General features: G+C 63.8%; 16 protein-coding genes. 12 read left to right on the forward strand and 4 right to left on the reverse strand.

Annotated elements, in window-relative coordinates; translation table 11 throughout:
• Nucleotides 1-145: 145 nt before the first annotated feature.
• Both eno and ftsB read left to right on the forward strand, forming a co-directional pair.
• Entirely contained in the window at nt 146-1,429 is a 1,284-nt protein-coding gene (gene eno, locus B0G83_RS08070; RefSeq protein WP_105506912.1) for a phosphopyruvate hydratase, read from the forward strand.
• Between the two features lie 131 nt (nt 1,430-1,560).
• A complete protein-coding gene (gene ftsB / locus B0G83_RS08075; protein ID WP_105506913.1) occupies nt 1,561-1,995 on the forward strand; it encodes a cell division protein FtsB in 435 nt (144 codons plus the stop codon).
• A 121-nt stretch (nt 1,996-2,116) separates the two neighbouring features.
• Here ftsB and B0G83_RS08080 read toward each other — a convergent pair whose 3' ends face one another.
• From B0G83_RS08080 to B0G83_RS08090, 3 genes are all read right to left on the reverse strand, one after another.
• Entirely contained in the window at nt 2,117-2,503 is a 387-nt protein-coding gene (locus B0G83_RS08080) for a hypothetical protein (RefSeq protein WP_105506914.1), read from the reverse strand.
• Nucleotides 2,504-2,708: 205 nt separating this feature from the next.
• Nucleotides 2,709-3,659, reverse strand: a complete 951-nt coding sequence (gene hslO, locus B0G83_RS08085; RefSeq protein WP_105506915.1) for an Hsp33 family molecular chaperone HslO — start codon at nt 3,657-3,659, stop codon at nt 2,709-2,711.
• A 64-nt stretch (nt 3,660-3,723) separates the two neighbouring features.
• Nucleotides 3,724-4,248 (reverse strand): gamma carbonic anhydrase family protein, encoded by a 525-nt coding sequence (locus B0G83_RS08090; RefSeq protein WP_105507205.1) that lies wholly within the window; start codon nt 4,246-4,248, stop codon nt 3,724-3,726.
• Between the two features lie 294 nt (nt 4,249-4,542).
• On the opposite strand from B0G83_RS08090, the gene B0G83_RS08095 reads away from it, so the two are divergent.
• The 10 genes from B0G83_RS08095 (at nt 4,543) to B0G83_RS08140 (ending at nt 13,878) form a co-directional block, all read left to right on the forward strand.
• Nucleotides 4,543-5,556, forward strand: coding sequence for a ferritin-like domain-containing protein (locus B0G83_RS08095; RefSeq protein WP_105506916.1), 1,014 nt, complete (start codon nt 4,543-4,545; stop codon nt 5,554-5,556).
• Between the two features lie 83 nt (nt 5,557-5,639).
• Nucleotides 5,640-6,524, forward strand: coding sequence for an alpha/beta fold hydrolase (locus tag B0G83_RS08100; RefSeq protein ID WP_105506917.1), 885 nt, complete (start codon nt 5,640-5,642; stop codon nt 6,522-6,524).
• 99 nt (nt 6,525-6,623) lie between these two features.
• Complete coding sequence (locus B0G83_RS08105) at nt 6,624-7,454, forward strand: 3',5'-nucleoside bisphosphate phosphatase (RefSeq protein ID WP_105506918.1); 831 nt, start codon at nt 6,624-6,626, stop codon at nt 7,452-7,454.
• Between the two features lie 232 nt (nt 7,455-7,686).
• A complete protein-coding gene (locus B0G83_RS08110) occupies nt 7,687-8,322 on the forward strand; it encodes an L-threonylcarbamoyladenylate synthase (protein WP_105506919.1) in 636 nt (211 codons plus the stop codon).
• Between the two features lie 47 nt (nt 8,323-8,369).
• The gene (locus B0G83_RS08115; protein ID WP_105506920.1) at nt 8,370-9,032 is read left to right on the forward strand and encodes a site-2 protease family protein; all 663 of its coding nucleotides are present in this window, start codon (nt 8,370-8,372) and stop codon (nt 9,030-9,032) included.
• Nucleotides 9,033-9,038: 6 nt separating this feature from the next.
• Entirely contained in the window at nt 9,039-10,241 is a 1,203-nt protein-coding gene (locus B0G83_RS08120) for a tryptophan--tRNA ligase (protein WP_105506921.1), read from the forward strand.
• A gap of 15 nt (nt 10,242-10,256) precedes the next feature.
• Entirely contained in the window at nt 10,257-10,856 is a 600-nt protein-coding gene (locus B0G83_RS08125; RefSeq protein ID WP_105506922.1) for a bifunctional 2-polyprenyl-6-hydroxyphenol methylase/3-demethylubiquinol 3-O-methyltransferase UbiG, read from the forward strand.
• A 43-nt stretch (nt 10,857-10,899) separates the two neighbouring features.
• On the forward strand, nt 10,900-11,826 hold the full coding sequence (gene dapA / locus B0G83_RS08130; protein WP_105506923.1) for a 4-hydroxy-tetrahydrodipicolinate synthase: 927 nt from the start codon (nt 10,900-10,902) through the stop codon (nt 11,824-11,826).
• A gap of 131 nt (nt 11,827-11,957) precedes the next feature.
• Nucleotides 11,958-13,097 (forward strand): outer membrane protein assembly factor BamC, encoded by a 1,140-nt coding sequence (gene bamC, locus B0G83_RS08135; RefSeq protein ID WP_105506924.1) that lies wholly within the window; start codon nt 11,958-11,960, stop codon nt 13,095-13,097.
• 7 nt (nt 13,098-13,104) lie between these two features.
• Nucleotides 13,105-13,878 carry an MBL fold metallo-hydrolase gene (locus B0G83_RS08140; protein ID WP_105506925.1) on the forward strand — a complete coding sequence of 258 codons (774 nt, stop codon included), beginning with the start codon at nt 13,105-13,107 and terminating at the stop codon, nt 13,876-13,878.
• A 119-nt stretch (nt 13,879-13,997) separates the two neighbouring features.
• Here the strand turns inward: B0G83_RS08140 and B0G83_RS08145 are convergent, their stop codons facing one another.
• Nucleotides 13,998-14,696, reverse strand: coding sequence for a Bax inhibitor-1/YccA family protein (locus B0G83_RS08145; RefSeq protein WP_007181342.1), 699 nt, complete (start codon nt 14,694-14,696; stop codon nt 13,998-14,000).
• Nucleotides 14,697-14,958 lie beyond the last annotated feature (262 nt).

Genomic DNA, 14,958 nt, shown 5'->3' on the forward strand with positions numbered 1-14,958 from the left:
TCGCCGGCATGCGGGGAGTGCACGCAATGGTCGTCGAACATATCGGCGCGCAGGCAGTTAGCCGGGGAGACCGGTTTTCTGCATCGCGATATGCGCCTGGTACAGTGTCACAGTAAAGAATTCAACGTCATTTCTTGAGGAAACCATGAGTGCTATCGTAGATATCATCGGTCGAGAGATTCTCGATTCGCGAGGCAACCCCACCGTCGAATGCGACGTGCTGCTCGAGTCGGGCACGATGGGCCGCGCGGCGGTGCCGTCGGGCGCGTCGACCGGTTCGCGTGAAGCGATCGAACTGCGCGACGGCGAAACCGGCCGTTACGGCGGCAAGGGCGTGCTGAAGGCAGTCGAGCACATCAACACCGAAATCTCCGAAGCGATCATGGGCCTCGACGCTTCCGAGCAGGCCTTCCTCGACAAGACCCTGCTGGAACTCGACGGCACCGACAACAAGTCGCGCCTCGGCGCGAACGCGATGCTGGCTGTCTCGATGGCCGTCGCGAAGGCTGCCGCTGAAGAAGCCGGCCTGCCGCTGTACCGCTACTTCGGCGGCTCGGGCGCCATGCAACTGCCGGTGCCGATGATGAACATCGTCAACGGCGGCGCGCACGCGAACAACAGCCTGGACATCCAGGAATTCATGATCGTGCCGGTCAGCCAGCCGACCTTCCGCGAAGCACTGCGCTGCGGCGCCGAAGTGTTTCACGCACTGAAGAAGATCCTGTCGGATCGCGGCATGAGCACGGCGGTGGGCGACGAAGGCGGCTTCGCGCCGAACTTCGGCAGCAACGACGAATGCCTGTCGACGATCCTGCAAGCTATTGAGAAAGCGGGCTACCGCGCCGGTGAAGACGTGCTGCTCGCGCTCGACTGCGCAGCGAGCGAGTTCTACCACGACGGCAAGTACCAACTGGCCGGCGAAGGTCTGCAACTGTCGTCGACGGAATTCGCGGACTACCTGGCGAATCTCGCCGACAAGTTCCCGATCGTCTCGATCGAAGACGGCATGCACGAAAGCGACTGGGCAGGCTGGAAGACGCTGACCGAGAAGCTCGGCAAGAAGGTTCAACTGGTCGGCGACGATCTGTTCGTGACCAACACGCGCATCCTGAAGGAAGGCATCGAGAAGGGCATCGCCAACTCGATCCTGATCAAGATCAACCAGATCGGCACGCTGACGGAAACCTTCGCGGCCATCGAAATGGCCAAGCGCGCCGGCTACACGGCCGTGATCTCGCACCGTTCGGGCGAAACCGAAGATTCGACGATCGCGGATATCGCGGTCGGCCTGAATGCCGGTCAGATCAAGACGGGTTCGCTGTCGCGTTCGGACCGCATCTCGAAGTACAACCAGTTGCTGCGTATCGAAGAAGACCTCGGCGATATCGCAAGCTACCCGGGTAAATCGGCGTTCTACAATCTGCGCTAATGTGTGGGCTGGCCAAACTTCTGGTCACTACTACTACCGCGCTAACCGATGAGCCGGTTACCCTTCGTTTCTGATTCACCTCGCCGCCCTGCGTATAGCGCAGGGCGGCGCGTATTTATTGTGCTTACTTCATGCGGCTTGTCACTGCTGTCCTGATCGTTCTACTGGCGCTGATCCAGTACCCGCTCTGGTGGGGACACGGCGGCTGGTTGCGCGTGCACGAGTTGCAGCAGCAACTGGCGCAGCAACTGCAGAAGAATGCCGATTCGAAAGTGCGCAACGAGCGGATTCAGGGCGAAGTGCAGGATTTGCAGAACGGCACGGCCGCGGTGGAAGAGCGGGCGCGCTACGAAATGGGCATGGTGAAAGACGGCGAAGTGTTCGTGCAGTTCGTGTCGCCGAACGCGCCGTTGCCGGCCGCGAACACGCCGTCGGTGACGACGTCGACGCGGGGCGAGGTTTCCGCTGCGCCATTGCATATGGTGCCGAATCCGGAGTCGCGTGCGAAGCCGGAGCGCAAGCACGGTGCGAAGAGCGCGGCGAAAGAGAAGAAGCCTGCGCATTGAGCCAGGTCGCGCAGCGCGCGATCAATGTTCGCTGAGCGCGATTCGCGTGAGCAAAAAAAGCCGCTTAACAAGCGGCTTTTTCTTTTGCGCGATGGATCGACACGTGGGAGTCGTGAGACGCTTACCAACCCCAATACGGCGAATACCCGACCCCGATCCCCGTGCCCCAGCCACGTCCCCAACCGCCGCCGCCGTAATAGCTGCCATATACCGAGACCGGTTGCGGCGAGTAGTAACGCGACCACGCCTGCGCCGCGTTTTCGGCGGCAATGGCCTGGTTCTGCTCGGTCATGACCTGTTGGTCGATCGCGTCGTAGCGCTGACGCTCTTCCGGCGTGAGCGGTTGGGCCGTGGCGGCCACGCCCGACTGGTCGGCCGGCAGGCGACTATAAATCGGTGAAGGCCCCGGCGGATCCATCACGCAGCCGGCCAAGGCGGCGCTACCGGCGACGACGGTCAACAACGCGAACAGACGCGCGTGGCGGGACAACGAAACAGTTTTATTCATGTTCGATCTCCATCGGCCGGACGCGTGGGCGAATGATTCGCAGCGTGGCCAGCCAATGATTCAACACAATGATCAAAAATAGCGCGCCGTCGGCACCTCGTGAAGGCGGCGCGCGGCACGCTATTTTCCTGCCGTGAAGCTCGAGCGATGAACCGGCTGCCGACCTTCGCCCGAAAGCGCATAAAGCCCGCGTCGGTCAGCCGTTTCAGTGCCGCTGGTCGGCCGCCGGCGACACGCCTTGTGAGAGCGCGTTGGCGACAAAAAGTTGCGCCACGTCGACCGGATCGAATTCATAACGCTGGTTGCAGAACTCGCAATGAATCTCCACGTGACCGCGCTCTTCGATCACGCTGTCCACTTCTTCGCGGCCCAGCATTTTCAGCATCGCACCGACTTTTTCGCGCGAACAGCCGCATTCGAAACGCGCCTGAGCCGGCTCGAAATGCTGCACGTTTTCCTGCCAGAACAGCCGGCGGAACACGGTTTCCGGTTCTTCCTTCAGCAACTCGTCTTGCGACAGCGTGCCGCCGAGTGTGCAGACGCGTTCCCACGTATCGGCGTCCAGTTCGCCCGGATGCGGGACGATACCGCCGTCGCCGGGCAGCTTTTGCAGCAGCATGCCGACCGCGCGCTCGGTGTTCGCCGCGAGCCACAGACGCGTGTCGAGTTGCTCCGAGTGATGCATGTAGTGTTCGAGCACTTCCGCCATCGATTTCAGCGGGCCGTCCACGCCCGACAGCGGCACGATACTTTGATACGGCTGCTGGCCCGGCTGCTTGTCGGCCGGGTCGAGCGTGATCACGCAGCGGCCGTGGCCGCTTGCGTTGAGCAGGTCGATCATGCTGGTGGCTTCGCCGATCGTCTCGGCCGATTCGCCGGACAGCTTGGCGGTGGCCCGCATGGACAGATCGGAGCCGCACTGGACCACCAGCATCTTGACCGGGCCGTCGCCAAAAATCTGCATGACGAGCGTGCCGTTGAACTTGAGGTTCGCCGACAGCAGCGCGCACGCGGCCATCATTTCGCCCAGAATCGTCCGCACGGGCGCCGGATAATCACGGCGCGTCAGCACTTCCTGCCAGGTATTGCGCAGCGAAACGATCTCGCCGCGCACTGGCGCCGCGCTGAACATGAATTTTTGCAACTGGTCGCTCACAACTTTTCCTCGGTCGAATGACGCGGCCTGATGCCGCGCCCTGCGCGCCGCGCGCTCCGGCTGGTTAGCCGATGCGCACGAGCCGCGCCTTGAAATACTCGCGGCGCTCGGCATAGCTTGCCGTGCCGCGCTGCATATTGGCGATATCCGTTTCGTTCAGCTCGCGCACCACTTTGGCGGGCGCGCCGAGAATCAGCGAATTGTCGGGAAACACTTTGCCCTCGGTGACGATGGCGCCCGCTCCGACCAGACAGTTGCGGCCGATTACCGCACCATTCAAGACCACCGCCTGAATTCCGATCAGCGAGCCTTCCTGGATCGTGCAGCCGTGCAGCATGACCTGGTGGCCGATCGTGACGTTCTGCTCGATGGTGAGCGGAAAGCCGGGGTCGGTATGCAGCACCGCGTTTTCCTGCACGTTGCTGCCGGCACCGATCGTGATCGGTTCGTTATCGCCCCGCAGCGTCGCGCCGAACCAGACGCTGGCGTTGGCCTCGAGCGTCACATTGCCGATGATGTTCGCCGAATCGGCGACGAACACGCTTTCGTGGATGGTCGGGGCGGCGTCGCCGAGTTTGTAAATGGTCACAGTGTCTCCTGTCGGGCCGGCGTCGGCGCTGTCGCGCCGGCTTCGGTCCCATGCAACATCGTTGCTGTTGATCGGTCGCTGCGCGCGCTGGATGGGCCGCAAGCGGTCCGGCACGCCGGGTTGGCCCGGCTCGTACCGCCTCGCCAGCGCGGTGGGCGCGCTGGATTGTCGAATCGAGTATTGTAAACGGTTGTGTGGTTGGGGTGCCTGAGTGCGTTGAGGCGCGCCTCGTCCGTTGCGTTGCCGTCGTTGTCCGTCTTTCCGATTCCCCGTCCGTTAGCCGATCTGTTTGCCATGATGTTTGCTGCTTCGTCCGCTTCGTCCGCTTCGTCCGCTTCGCTGGTTTCGCCCGGGTTGTCGCCCGCTCGATCGTCTGCTGACCCGTCTGCGTTGCACGACGGTACTTCGGCGCCCGGCGAGGCACGGACCGACGCCCCGGCGCAGTGCGCGCGCACCGCGGCGCTTGCCGCGCTGTGCGAAGCCGATCCGGCGACCAAGGCCGCCGCCGCCCGCACGCTTTACGCCGACGTGCTCGAAGGCCGCGCCGCTTGTTCCGCGCACCTCGAATTCGCCGAACCGGCGGGCCTGCCGGGCCGTCCGGCGCGGCCCGAGCTGGTCGATCCGCGTCAGTTGACGCGGCGCGGCATGCAATCGCCGCAAGGCCGTGCCGTCCTACTCCATGCGCTCGCGCACATCGAATTCAACGCGATCAATCTCGCGCTCGACGCCGTCTGGCGTTTTGCCGGCATGCCGGCCGCGTTCTATGTCGACTGGCTCAAAATCGCCGCCGAAGAGGCGTATCACTTCTCGCTGCTGAGCGCGCGTCTCGCGGAATACGGTCACGCGTACGGCGATTTTCCCGCGCACGACGGCCTGTGGGACATGTGCGAGCGCACCCGCGCCGACGTGCTGGCGCGCATGGCGTTGGTGCCGCGCACCCTCGAGGCGCGCGGCCTCGACGCCTCGCCGCCGATCCGCGCGCGACTGCAGCAGGCGGGCGATCAGGCGTCCGCGGCGATTCTCGACGTGATCCTGCGCGACGAGATCGGTCACGTGCTGATCGGCAACCGCTGGTTCCGTCATTTGTGCGAAGGCGGGGCGCTCGATCCGTACGAGACCTACGCGCGCCTTGCCGACCAGTATCACGCACCGAAATTACGCGGTCCGTTCAATTTCGAAGCCCGCCGCGAGGCCGGCTTCGATGAGGCGGAACTGGCCGCGTTGACGGCGTTGGCGGGCCTTGACGCGAGCCCGGTGGCACCGGCGGAAGCCGCAGCGCCCGCAACTCCGCCCTCTGCCGACTCCTGAACGCTTGCTGGAACCCATCCACCGCGCATCGCTCCGCTATCTCGTTATAATCGAACGACCATTCTTTTTTGCGCGAGCCGTTTATGAACACCTCCCAGTCTGAATTCGTCGCCGTGCGCGGCCTCCGTCTGCATGTGCGTCGCTGGGGCAACCCGGACGCGCCGATCCTGTTCATGCTGCACGGCTGGATGGACGTGGCGGCGTCGTTCCAGTTCGTCGTCGACGCGCTGGGCGGCGACTGGCAGGTGATCGCGCCCGACATGCGCGGTTTCGGCCTGTCGGACTGGCCGGTCGCGGAGCGGGGCGGCGGCAATTACTGGGTGCAGGACTATCTCGCCGATCTCGACGCGCTGCTCGATCACTACGCGCCGAGCGGCGAGGTGAACCTGGTCGGCCACAGTATGGGCGCGAACATCGTCAGCCTGTACGCGGGCGTGCGGCCGGAGCGGGTGCGGCGGGTGGTCGATCTGGAGGGTTTCGGACTCGCGCCGTCGCACGCGGCGCAGGCGCCGAAACGCCTGCGCAACTGGCTCGACGACTTGCGCGATCCGCCGCCACTGAAGCGCTACGCGTCGCTCGACGATGTCGCCGCGCGCCTGATCAAGACCAATCCGCGGCTCGCGCCGGAGCGCGCGCGGTTTCTCGCCCAGCACTGGTCGAAGCCGGATGGCGAAGGGCGCTTCATGTTGCTCGCCGATCCGGCGCACAAGCTGCGCGGCCCGACGCTGTACCGCCTCGACGAAGTGATGGCGGTCTGGCGCAAGGTGAGCGCGAAGGTGCTGCACGTCGAGGCCGCCGGTTCGCCGACGCTCGCGCAGATTTCCGGCGAGATCCCGCTCGACGAATTCAAGGCGCGTTTTCAGGCGTTCCCGAACTGGCGGGAAAAGATCATCGACGAAGCGGGGCACATGGTCCACCACGACCAGCCGGAGCAGGTCGCCGCGCTGATCGAGGGCTTCTGCGCGTAAGCCCATGAGGCCGACGGCGACGCGTCTCGCCCACGAGATAGCGCTGCGCCCCCTTACTGCGTTGCAGTAAAATAGGCGTAGATCCCTTTCAAGAACGCAATGAACGCCGACCTCCACTGTCACTCCACCGTTTCCGACGGCCAATTCGCGCCGGCCGACGTCGCGCGCCGCGCGCACGCGGGCGGCGTGACGCTGTGGGCGCTGACCGATCACGACGAACTGGGCGGCCAGCACGAAGCGCGCAGCACGGCTGAGGCGCTCGGCATGAAATACCTGAGCGGCGTCGAGATTTCGGTGACGTGGGCGTCGCGCACGGTGCACATCGTCGGGTTGGGTATCGATCCAACCAGCTCGGTCCTGATCGACGGCCTCGCGCGCACCCGCAGCGGCCGCGCCGCGCGCGCCGAAGCGATCGGCGAGCAACTCGCCACGCTAGGCGTGCCGAATGCCTACGAAGGCGCGCTCAAATTCGTGTCGAATCCGGACATGATTTCGCGCACGCACTTTGCGCGGTTCATGGTCGAAAGCGGCTATTGCAGTTCCACGCAAGACGTCTTCACCCGTTATCTCGGCGACGGCAAGGCGGGCTTCGTGCCACATCGCTGGGCTAGGCTGAGCAACGCGGTCAGCTGGATCCAGGCCGCCGGCGGCGAGGCCGTGATCGCGCATCCGGGTCGCTACGATTACTCGCCGGTCGAATTCGACGCGTTTTTCGCCGAATTCATCGACCTCGGTGGCAAGGCGATCGAAGTGGTCACCGGCAGCCACACGCCGGATCAGTACCGCGAATATGCGGACGTCGCGCGCCGCTTCGGTTTCGAGGCCTCGCGCGGGTCCGACTTCCATGCACCCGGCGAAGGCCGCGTCGACCTCGGCACGCTGCCGCCGCTGCCCTCCGACCTCAAGCCCGTCTGGGAACGCTGGCTGTGATCGCGCGCCGTGCCCTGGCGGCACGTCGAACGCGAGAGCAGGCCAGGCGCACCGCCGTCCGGTTCCGTGGTTCGTTCTGCCTGTCGCTTCATCCGCCGGCGCGGTCGTCCGATCCTCGGTCCGCCATTCGCCTGCACCCCGTATTTCGCCACTCAGCCGCGCTTTCCAACGTGGATTCCACGCCGTGTTCACGCGGATTCCATGCGTCCCCACGTAGCCACAGTTAGCGATCATGTCCCAATACTTCCGGCTTCATCCTGACAATCCCCAACCGCGCCTGGTCAAACAGGCCGTGCAGATCATCCAGGATGGCGGCGTGGTCGCGTTGCCGACCGACTCGAGCTACGCGCTCGCCTGTCATCTCGACGACAAGGACGCGGTCGAGCGTCTGCGCCGCATTCGCGGGCTCGACGAGAAGCAGTTGCTGTCGCTGCTGGTGCGCGATCTGTCGGAGCTCGCGAACTTTGCGATGGTGGACAACCGCCAATACCGGCTGATCAAGTCGGTGACGCCGGGTCCGTACGTATTCGTGCTTCAGGCCACCAAAGAGGTGCCTCGGCGCCTGTCGCATCCGTCGCGCAAGACCATCGGCCTGCGGGTACCGGATCACGCGATCACGCTGGCGATTCTCGAGGAACTCGGTCAGCCGCTGCTCGGCTCCACGCTCATCATGCCGGGCGAGACCCAGCCGCTGAACGACCCGGAAGAAATCCGCGCGCGGCTGGAAAAGCAGCTGGACCTGGTGATCGACGGCGGCCCATGCATCTGCGAACCGTCGACCGTGATCGACCTGACCGGCCCGGCGCCGGTGCTGGTGCGGCCGGGGCGCGGCTCGCTCGCGCCGTTCGGGCTCGAAGAAACGGCATGATGGAAAGCGGACAGACGCCCGCCAGCGCGTTGTTACAATAGCGAGTTATGGATTCTTCCCTGATACAAACCATTGCGGTGTACGCGCTGCCGGTGATTTTCGCCATCACGCTGCATGAGGCCGCGCATGGCTACGTCGCGCGCTGGCTCGGCGACAACACCGCCTACGTGCTCGGCCGCGTCTCCCTCAATCCAATGCGGCACATCGATCCGCTCGGCACGATCGCGATCCCGTTGTTGCTGTATTTCGCCACCAGCGGCGCGTTCATGTTCGGCTACGCCAAGCCGGTGCCGGTCGCCTTCGGCAATCTGCGCAATCCGCGCTGGGGCAGTCTGTGGGTCGCGGCGGCCGGGCCGGCGTGCAATTTCGTGCAGGCGCTGGTGTGGTACATCGTGTTCGTGACGCTGCTCGGCCTGAATGTCGACGAGGCGTTTTTCATCGGTATGGCGAAAGCCGGTGTCTATTTCAATCTCGTGCTCGGCGTGCTGAACCTGTTTCCGCTGCCCCCGCTCGACGGCGGCCGCGTGCTGCTGGCGCTGTTGCCGCCGCGTCAGTCCATCGCGTTGTCGCGAATCGAGCCGTACGGTTTCTTCATCGTGATGGCATTGGTGATGACGGGCACGCTGTCGCGATACTGGCTGAATCCGCTCGTGAATATTGGCTACGGCGCGATTACGGCGATCATGTCCCCACTCGTTTCGCTTTTCTAAAGAACCATGTTCCCAGACCGTATCTTTTCCGGCATGCGGCCCACCGGCTCGCTGCACCTCGGCCACTATCACGGCGTGCTGAAGAACTGGGTACGGCTGCAATCCGAGTACCCGTGTTTCTTCTGTGTGGTCGACTGGCACGCGCTGACCACGCACTACGAAACACCCGAGGTGATCGAGAAGAACGTGTGGGACGTGCTGATCGACTGGCTCGCTTCCGGCATCGATCCGGCGCAGGCCACGCTGTTCATCCAGAGCAAGGTGCCGGAGCACGCGGAACTCGCGCTGTTGCTTGGCATGAGCACGCCGCTCGGCTGGCTCGAACGCGTGCCGACCTACAAGGAGCAGCAGGAGAAGCTGAAGGACAAGGATCTGTCCACTTACGGCTTTCTCGGCTATCCGGTGCTGATGGCGGCGGACATTCTGCTGTACCGCGGCTCGCTCGTGCCGGTCGGTGAAGATCAGGTTCCGCACGTCGAAATGACGCGTGAAATCGCCCGCCGTTTCAACTATCTTTACGGCCGCGAGCCGGGCTTCGAAGTGAAGGCCAACGAAGCCGCGAAAAAGCTCGGCGGCAAGCGCTCCAAGCTTTATCACGAGTTGCGCAACGCGTATCAGCAGGAAGGCGACGACGAGGCGCTCGAACAGGCGCGCGCCATGTTGCAGGAGTCGCAAAGCCTGTCGATGAGCGATCGCGAGCGTCTGTTCGGTTATCTCGAGGGCTCGCGCAAGATCATCCTCGTCGAGCCGCAGGCCATGCTGACCGAGGCATCGCGTATGCCGGGCCTCGACGGCCAGAAGATGTCCAAGTCGTACGGCAACACGATCGGTTTGCGCGAAGACGCGGAAACCATCACGAAGAAAGTCCGCACCATGCCGACCGACCCGGCCCGCGTGCGCCGCACCGATCCGGGCGATCCGGATAAGTGCCCGGTCTGGCAACTGCACCAGGTCTATACGAACGAAACCACCCACGAGTGGGTGCAGCAGGGTTGCCGGACGGCGGGCATTGGCTGCATCGAGTGCAAGCAGCCGGTGATCGAAGGGATTCTGCGCGAACAGCAGCCCATGCTCGAGCGCGCGCAGAAGTACATGGACGACCCGTCGCTGTTGCGCGCGATCGTTGCAGACGGCTGCGACAAAGCCCGCCGATTCGCCACGGAAACGATGCGCGACGTCCGCGAGGCAATGGGTTTGTCGTACAACTGAGCGGACGTTGAACCCATGAGCACTCCCGTCGCTGCAATGCATGGATTGGGCGAGCCGTCGCGCTGGGTGCGCCACTGGGCGCATCTGGTCGCGGCGGGCGGCGCGGTGCTCGACGTCGCGTCGGGGGCGGGGCGGCATGCGCGGTTTTTTGCGGCGCTGGGGCATCCGGTGACCGCCGTCGATCGCGATGCGGCCGCGCTCGACACGCTGCGCGACGCGCCACTGGTCACACCGCTCGCGGCCGACCTCGAAGGCGCCGCCTGGCCATTACCCGGCGACGCGAAATTCGCCGCCGTGGTCGTGACGAACTATCTGCATCGCGCACTGTTTCCCCAATTGTTAGACGCGCTTGCACCGGGCGGTGTACTGGTTTACGAGACCTTCGCGCAAGGAAACGAAAGCGTCGGCAAGCCCTCTAATCCGGCGTTTCTACTCGCGCCCGGCGAGCTGCTCGACGTTGTGCGTGGCCGGCTCCGGGTCGTCGCTTTTCAGGACGGTTTTCTCGCGCAGCCGCGCCCGGCTTACGTCCAGCGCATCTGCGCAATTCTGGAGGCGGAGCGTTCAGCCGACCCCGCGCAGGCGGCACCCCCGCCTTGTTACGAGTTGGCTGGCTAATCCGCTACAATCGCGGTTTACCTGATCAAATTCATGGCGTTTCATGACTAACGGCAATCACAGCGGCACCCACGGCAGCAACGACAGCGTGCAGATTCGCGGCAGCATTCCTGCCATCATTACCCCGATGCTCGAAGACGGCGGCCTCGATCTGCCGGCGTTTCGCAAACTGATCGATTGGCACGTCGCCGAGGGTACGAACGCACTCGTCGTGGTCGGCACGAGCGGTGAGTCGGCCACCCTCTCGGTCGAAGAACACGTGCTGATGGTCAAAACCGCGGTCGAGCACACAGCGGGCCGGATTCCGGTGATCGCGGGCTCGGGCGGCAACTCCACCACTGAAGCCATCGAACTCACGCAGCAAGCCAAAGACGTCGGCGCGGACGCCACGCTGCAAGTCGTGCCGTACTACAACAAGCCGACTCAGGAAGGCATCTATCGCCACTTCGCGAAGATCGCCGAAACCGTCGATCTGCCGGTGATCCTGTACAACGTGCCGGGCCGTACCGTTGCCGACATGAGCAACGAAACGATTCTGCGTTGCGCGCAGGTGCCGGGCGTCATCGGCGTGAAAGAAGCAACGGGCAATATCGACCGCGCCGCGCATCTGATCAAGTCGGCGCCGGCGCACTTCGGCATCTACAGTGGCGACGATCCCACCGCGATCGCGCTGATGCTGCTCGGCGGCCACGGCAATATTTCGGTCACCGCAAACGTCGCGCCGCGCGCCATGAGCGAGCTGTGCAAGGCCGCGCTCGCCGCGGACGGGAAGACCGCGCGTGAGATTCATCTGAAACTCCTGTCGCTGCATAAGAACCTGTTCATCGAATCGAATCCGATTCCGGCGAAATGGGCGTTGCAGCAATTGGGTCGTGTGCAGGGCGGAATCCGCCTGCCGCTTACGCCGCTCGACGCGCAATACCACGAAGTGGTGCGTGGCGCGCTGCGCGAAGCGGGTCTGTTGGGCTAAGCGGATCGACCGCGGCCCCCACCAGCGCCAACGAAAGCCTGCTACCGGCACTCCCTTAAACCGACGTCGATCCAGCCCACGTTCCCTGCACACAGAACCAGGCACCGCGTTCCAGCATCACGAAGGACCTCATGAAACGTTCCGCACTTTCCCTCCACGCAACCCGCATGGCGGCGCTGGCGCTTGCCCTGGTGACGCTCGCCGGCTGTGACACGCTGAACGACTGGTTCGCTTCCGACCGCGTCAACTACAAGGGCGCCGGCAGCGCGCCGCCGCTCGCCGTTCCGAACGATCTGAGCACCACCAAGACCGACGAGCGCTACGTTGCACCGCCAACCAATCTGGCGTTGGGCGGCGCGCCGACGCGCGCGATCACGGCGGCGGGCAATGCCACCGAAGGTCAGCCGAGCGCGCAAGATCCGCTCGGCATGCACATCGAGCGCGACGGCGATCGCCGCTGGCTGGTGGTCGACGGCCGCTCGCCGGAACAACTGTGGCCGCAACTGCAGGAGTTCTGGCAGGAAAACGGTTTTGCGCTGAAAACCGACGCGCCGGCCACTGGCATCATGACGACCGACTGGGCTGAAAATCGCGCCAATATTCCGGACGACTGGTTCCGCCGCACGGTCGGCAAGGTGATCGACTTCGCGTATTCGTCGGGCACCCGCGACAGCTTCCGCACGCTGGTGTCGCGCGCACCGGGAGACACCACGGACATCTCGATCACGCACAGCGCGATGGAAGAAATGCTGACGGGACAGGACAAGACGTCGTCGCGTTGGGAAGAGCGTCCGCGCGACCCGGCGCTCGAAGCGCTGTTCCTCACGAAGCTGATGCAGAAGTTCGGCCTGACCGAAGCGCAGTCGAAGCAACTGCTGACCGATGCGCGTCCGGCTGTCGCGCCGGCCACGATCGACCAGAGCGCGGGCGCGTCGACGCTCGACTTGCCGGAGTCGTTCGACCGCGCATGGCTGCGCGTGGGCCTCGCGCTCGACCGCACCAATTTCGCCGTCGACAACCGCGATCGCGCGAAGGGCATCTACTACGTGCGCTACGCCGACTCGATGCAGGAACTGAAGAAAGAAGGCCTGTTCGGCAAGCTCTTCTACAGCGGCAATTCGGCGAAGAAGCCGGGTCAGGAATTCCTGGTCAACGTGCGTTCGAAGGGCGACGCGGTGACGCAGGTGGCCGTGCTGGATGCGAACGGTCAGGTGGACAACTCGTCCGACGCGCAGCATATCGTGACGCTGCTCCACGCGCAGCTGAACTAAGCGGACCGTGAGGTTCGCGAGTCTCGGCAGCGGTAGTGAAGGGAATGCGTTGCTGGTGGAGGCGCAAAGTGGCGCGACCACCACGCGCGTGCTGCTCGACTGCGGCTTTTCAGCCAAGGAAGTCGAGCGGCGTCTGAACCGGCTCGGCGCGAGCGCCGAAGGTCTCGACGCGATTCTGATTACGCATGAGCACAGTGACCATATTGGCGGCGCGCTGACCTTGGCGCGCAAATGGTCGATTCCGCTGTACATGAGCTGGGGCACCGCCCGCGCGGTAGGCGCCGACGAAGCCGATCTCGACCTGCAGGTGCTGTGGGGCGACGAAGCGGTGGCGATCGGCGACCTCAGCATTCTTCCCTATACCGTTCCGCACGACGCCCGTGAGCCGTTGCAATACGTGCTCTCGAATGGCGCGAGCCGGCTCGGCGTGTTGACCGACGTCGGCACATCCACGCCGCATATCAGCTCGGTGTTGAGCGGTTGCGACGCGCTGGTGCTCGAATGCAATCATGACGTGCAGATGCTCGCGGGCAGTCGCTATCCGCAGTCGCTGAAGGCACGCATCGGCGGCAATCATGGGCATTTGAACAACGAAGCGGCGGCTGAAATTCTGGCCTCGCTCGACCGCTCGCGCTTGCGTCATCTGGTCGCGGCGCATCTGAGTCAGCAGAACAATTCGCCGGAACTGGCGCAGGCCGCTATGGCCCGTGTGCTCGGGGCGGCGCCGACGGAAGTGGTGGTCGCTTCACAGGACGAAGGCTTTGCGTGGTTGAGCCTGTAGCGCTCATCAGACCCAGATAGCGCATTAACCGAGGCAGTAAAGAAAAAGCCCATAACGGTTGCTCGTTATGGGCTTTTTCTTTAAGACGGGCGCTTGACGCGCCACGCCTTGGGTTCAACTTAGTTGCGGTTGCCGCCGAAGATGCCGAGCAGCGCGAGCAGGTTCACAAACACGTTGTACAGATCCAGGTAGATCGCGAGCGTGGCGGTGATGTAATTCGTTTCACCGCCGTTCACCACGCGCTGGACGTCGAACAGCATGTAGGCCGAGAAGATCACGATGGCCAGGACGGACACGGTGAGCATCAGCGCCGGCAGATGCAGAAACACGTTCGCGACGGACGCCAGCAACAGCACGATCACGCCCATGAACAGCCACTTGCCGAGACCCGAAAAATCGCGCTTGCTGACCGTGGCGATGGTCGCCATCGACGCGAAGATCACACCAGTGCCACCGAAGGCGAGCATGATCAGCGACGGGCCGTTAGAAAAACCGAGCACGAAACTCAGGATGCGCGACAGCATCAGGCCCATGAAGAACGTGAAGCCGAGCAGCACGAATACGCCCGCGGCGCTGTCTTTGGTCTTCTGGATCGCGAACATAAAGCCGAAGGCGATCGCGAAGAACGCCAGCATGCTCATGGCCGGACTGGTGGCCGCAAACAGTGAAAAGCCGGTGGCGAGGCCTACCCATGCGCCGAGCACCGTCGGAATCATGGACAACGCCAGCAGCCAATAGGTGTTCCGTAGCACGCGGTTACGCGTTTCGACCGTGCTGACTGCGCCATTGCGGCCAAAGCTATACGGATGATCGTTCATGGTCTCTCCTTACCTCAGAAGCGTGTTGCGTATGGTTGTGAAGCGGTGGTGACGGCGTTAGCAGCGGTTGCAGCCGGTCGTGCAGCGAAGGCGGGGGATATTGGCCGCCGGTCGCGAAGTACCCAACCCTAAGATTGGCGCCGTGGCAGGGAGTTTCAATGCCCAGAAAATACCCGCACGACCTACGCTACCAGTATTCAGAAACTCCTGCTTGGAGTCTTTCAATGCTGTAAGGGTTCAATCGCAATCATACACGGGAACA

This window comes from Paraburkholderia sp. BL21I4N1 (assembly GCF_002973525.1).
Classification (GTDB): Bacteria; Pseudomonadota; Gammaproteobacteria; order Burkholderiales; family Burkholderiaceae; genus Paraburkholderia.

What these genes read in the sequence shown, in the direction of transcription:
- eno (WP_105506912.1), top strand. Translation starts at nt 146, where the DNA reads ATGAGTGCTATCGTAGATATCATCGGTCGAGAGATTCTCGATTCGCGA.
- ftsB (WP_105506913.1), top strand. Translation starts at nt 1,561, where the DNA reads ATGCGGCTTGTCACTGCTGTCCTGATCGTTCTACTGGCGCTGATCCAG.
- B0G83_RS08080 (WP_105506914.1), bottom strand. Translation starts at nt 2,503, where the DNA reads ATGAATAAAACTGTTTCGTTGTCCCGCCACGCGCGTCTGTTCGCGTTG.
- B0G83_RS08095 (WP_105506916.1), top strand. Translation starts at nt 4,543, where the DNA reads ATGATGTTTGCTGCTTCGTCCGCTTCGTCCGCTTCGTCCGCTTCGCTG.
- B0G83_RS08100 (WP_105506917.1), top strand. Translation starts at nt 5,640, where the DNA reads ATGAACACCTCCCAGTCTGAATTCGTCGCCGTGCGCGGCCTCCGTCTG.
- B0G83_RS08105 (WP_105506918.1), top strand. Translation starts at nt 6,624, where the DNA reads ATGAACGCCGACCTCCACTGTCACTCCACCGTTTCCGACGGCCAATTC.
- B0G83_RS08110 (WP_105506919.1), top strand. Translation starts at nt 7,687, where the DNA reads ATGTCCCAATACTTCCGGCTTCATCCTGACAATCCCCAACCGCGCCTG.
- B0G83_RS08115 (WP_105506920.1), top strand. Translation starts at nt 8,370, where the DNA reads ATGGATTCTTCCCTGATACAAACCATTGCGGTGTACGCGCTGCCGGTG.
- B0G83_RS08120 (WP_105506921.1), top strand. Translation starts at nt 9,039, where the DNA reads ATGTTCCCAGACCGTATCTTTTCCGGCATGCGGCCCACCGGCTCGCTG.
- B0G83_RS08125 (WP_105506922.1), top strand. Translation starts at nt 10,257, where the DNA reads ATGAGCACTCCCGTCGCTGCAATGCATGGATTGGGCGAGCCGTCGCGC.
- dapA (WP_105506923.1), top strand. Translation starts at nt 10,900, where the DNA reads ATGACTAACGGCAATCACAGCGGCACCCACGGCAGCAACGACAGCGTG.
- bamC (WP_105506924.1), top strand. Translation starts at nt 11,958, where the DNA reads ATGAAACGTTCCGCACTTTCCCTCCACGCAACCCGCATGGCGGCGCTG.
- B0G83_RS08145 (WP_007181342.1), bottom strand. Translation starts at nt 14,696, where the DNA reads ATGAACGATCATCCGTATAGCTTTGGCCGCAATGGCGCAGTCAGCACG.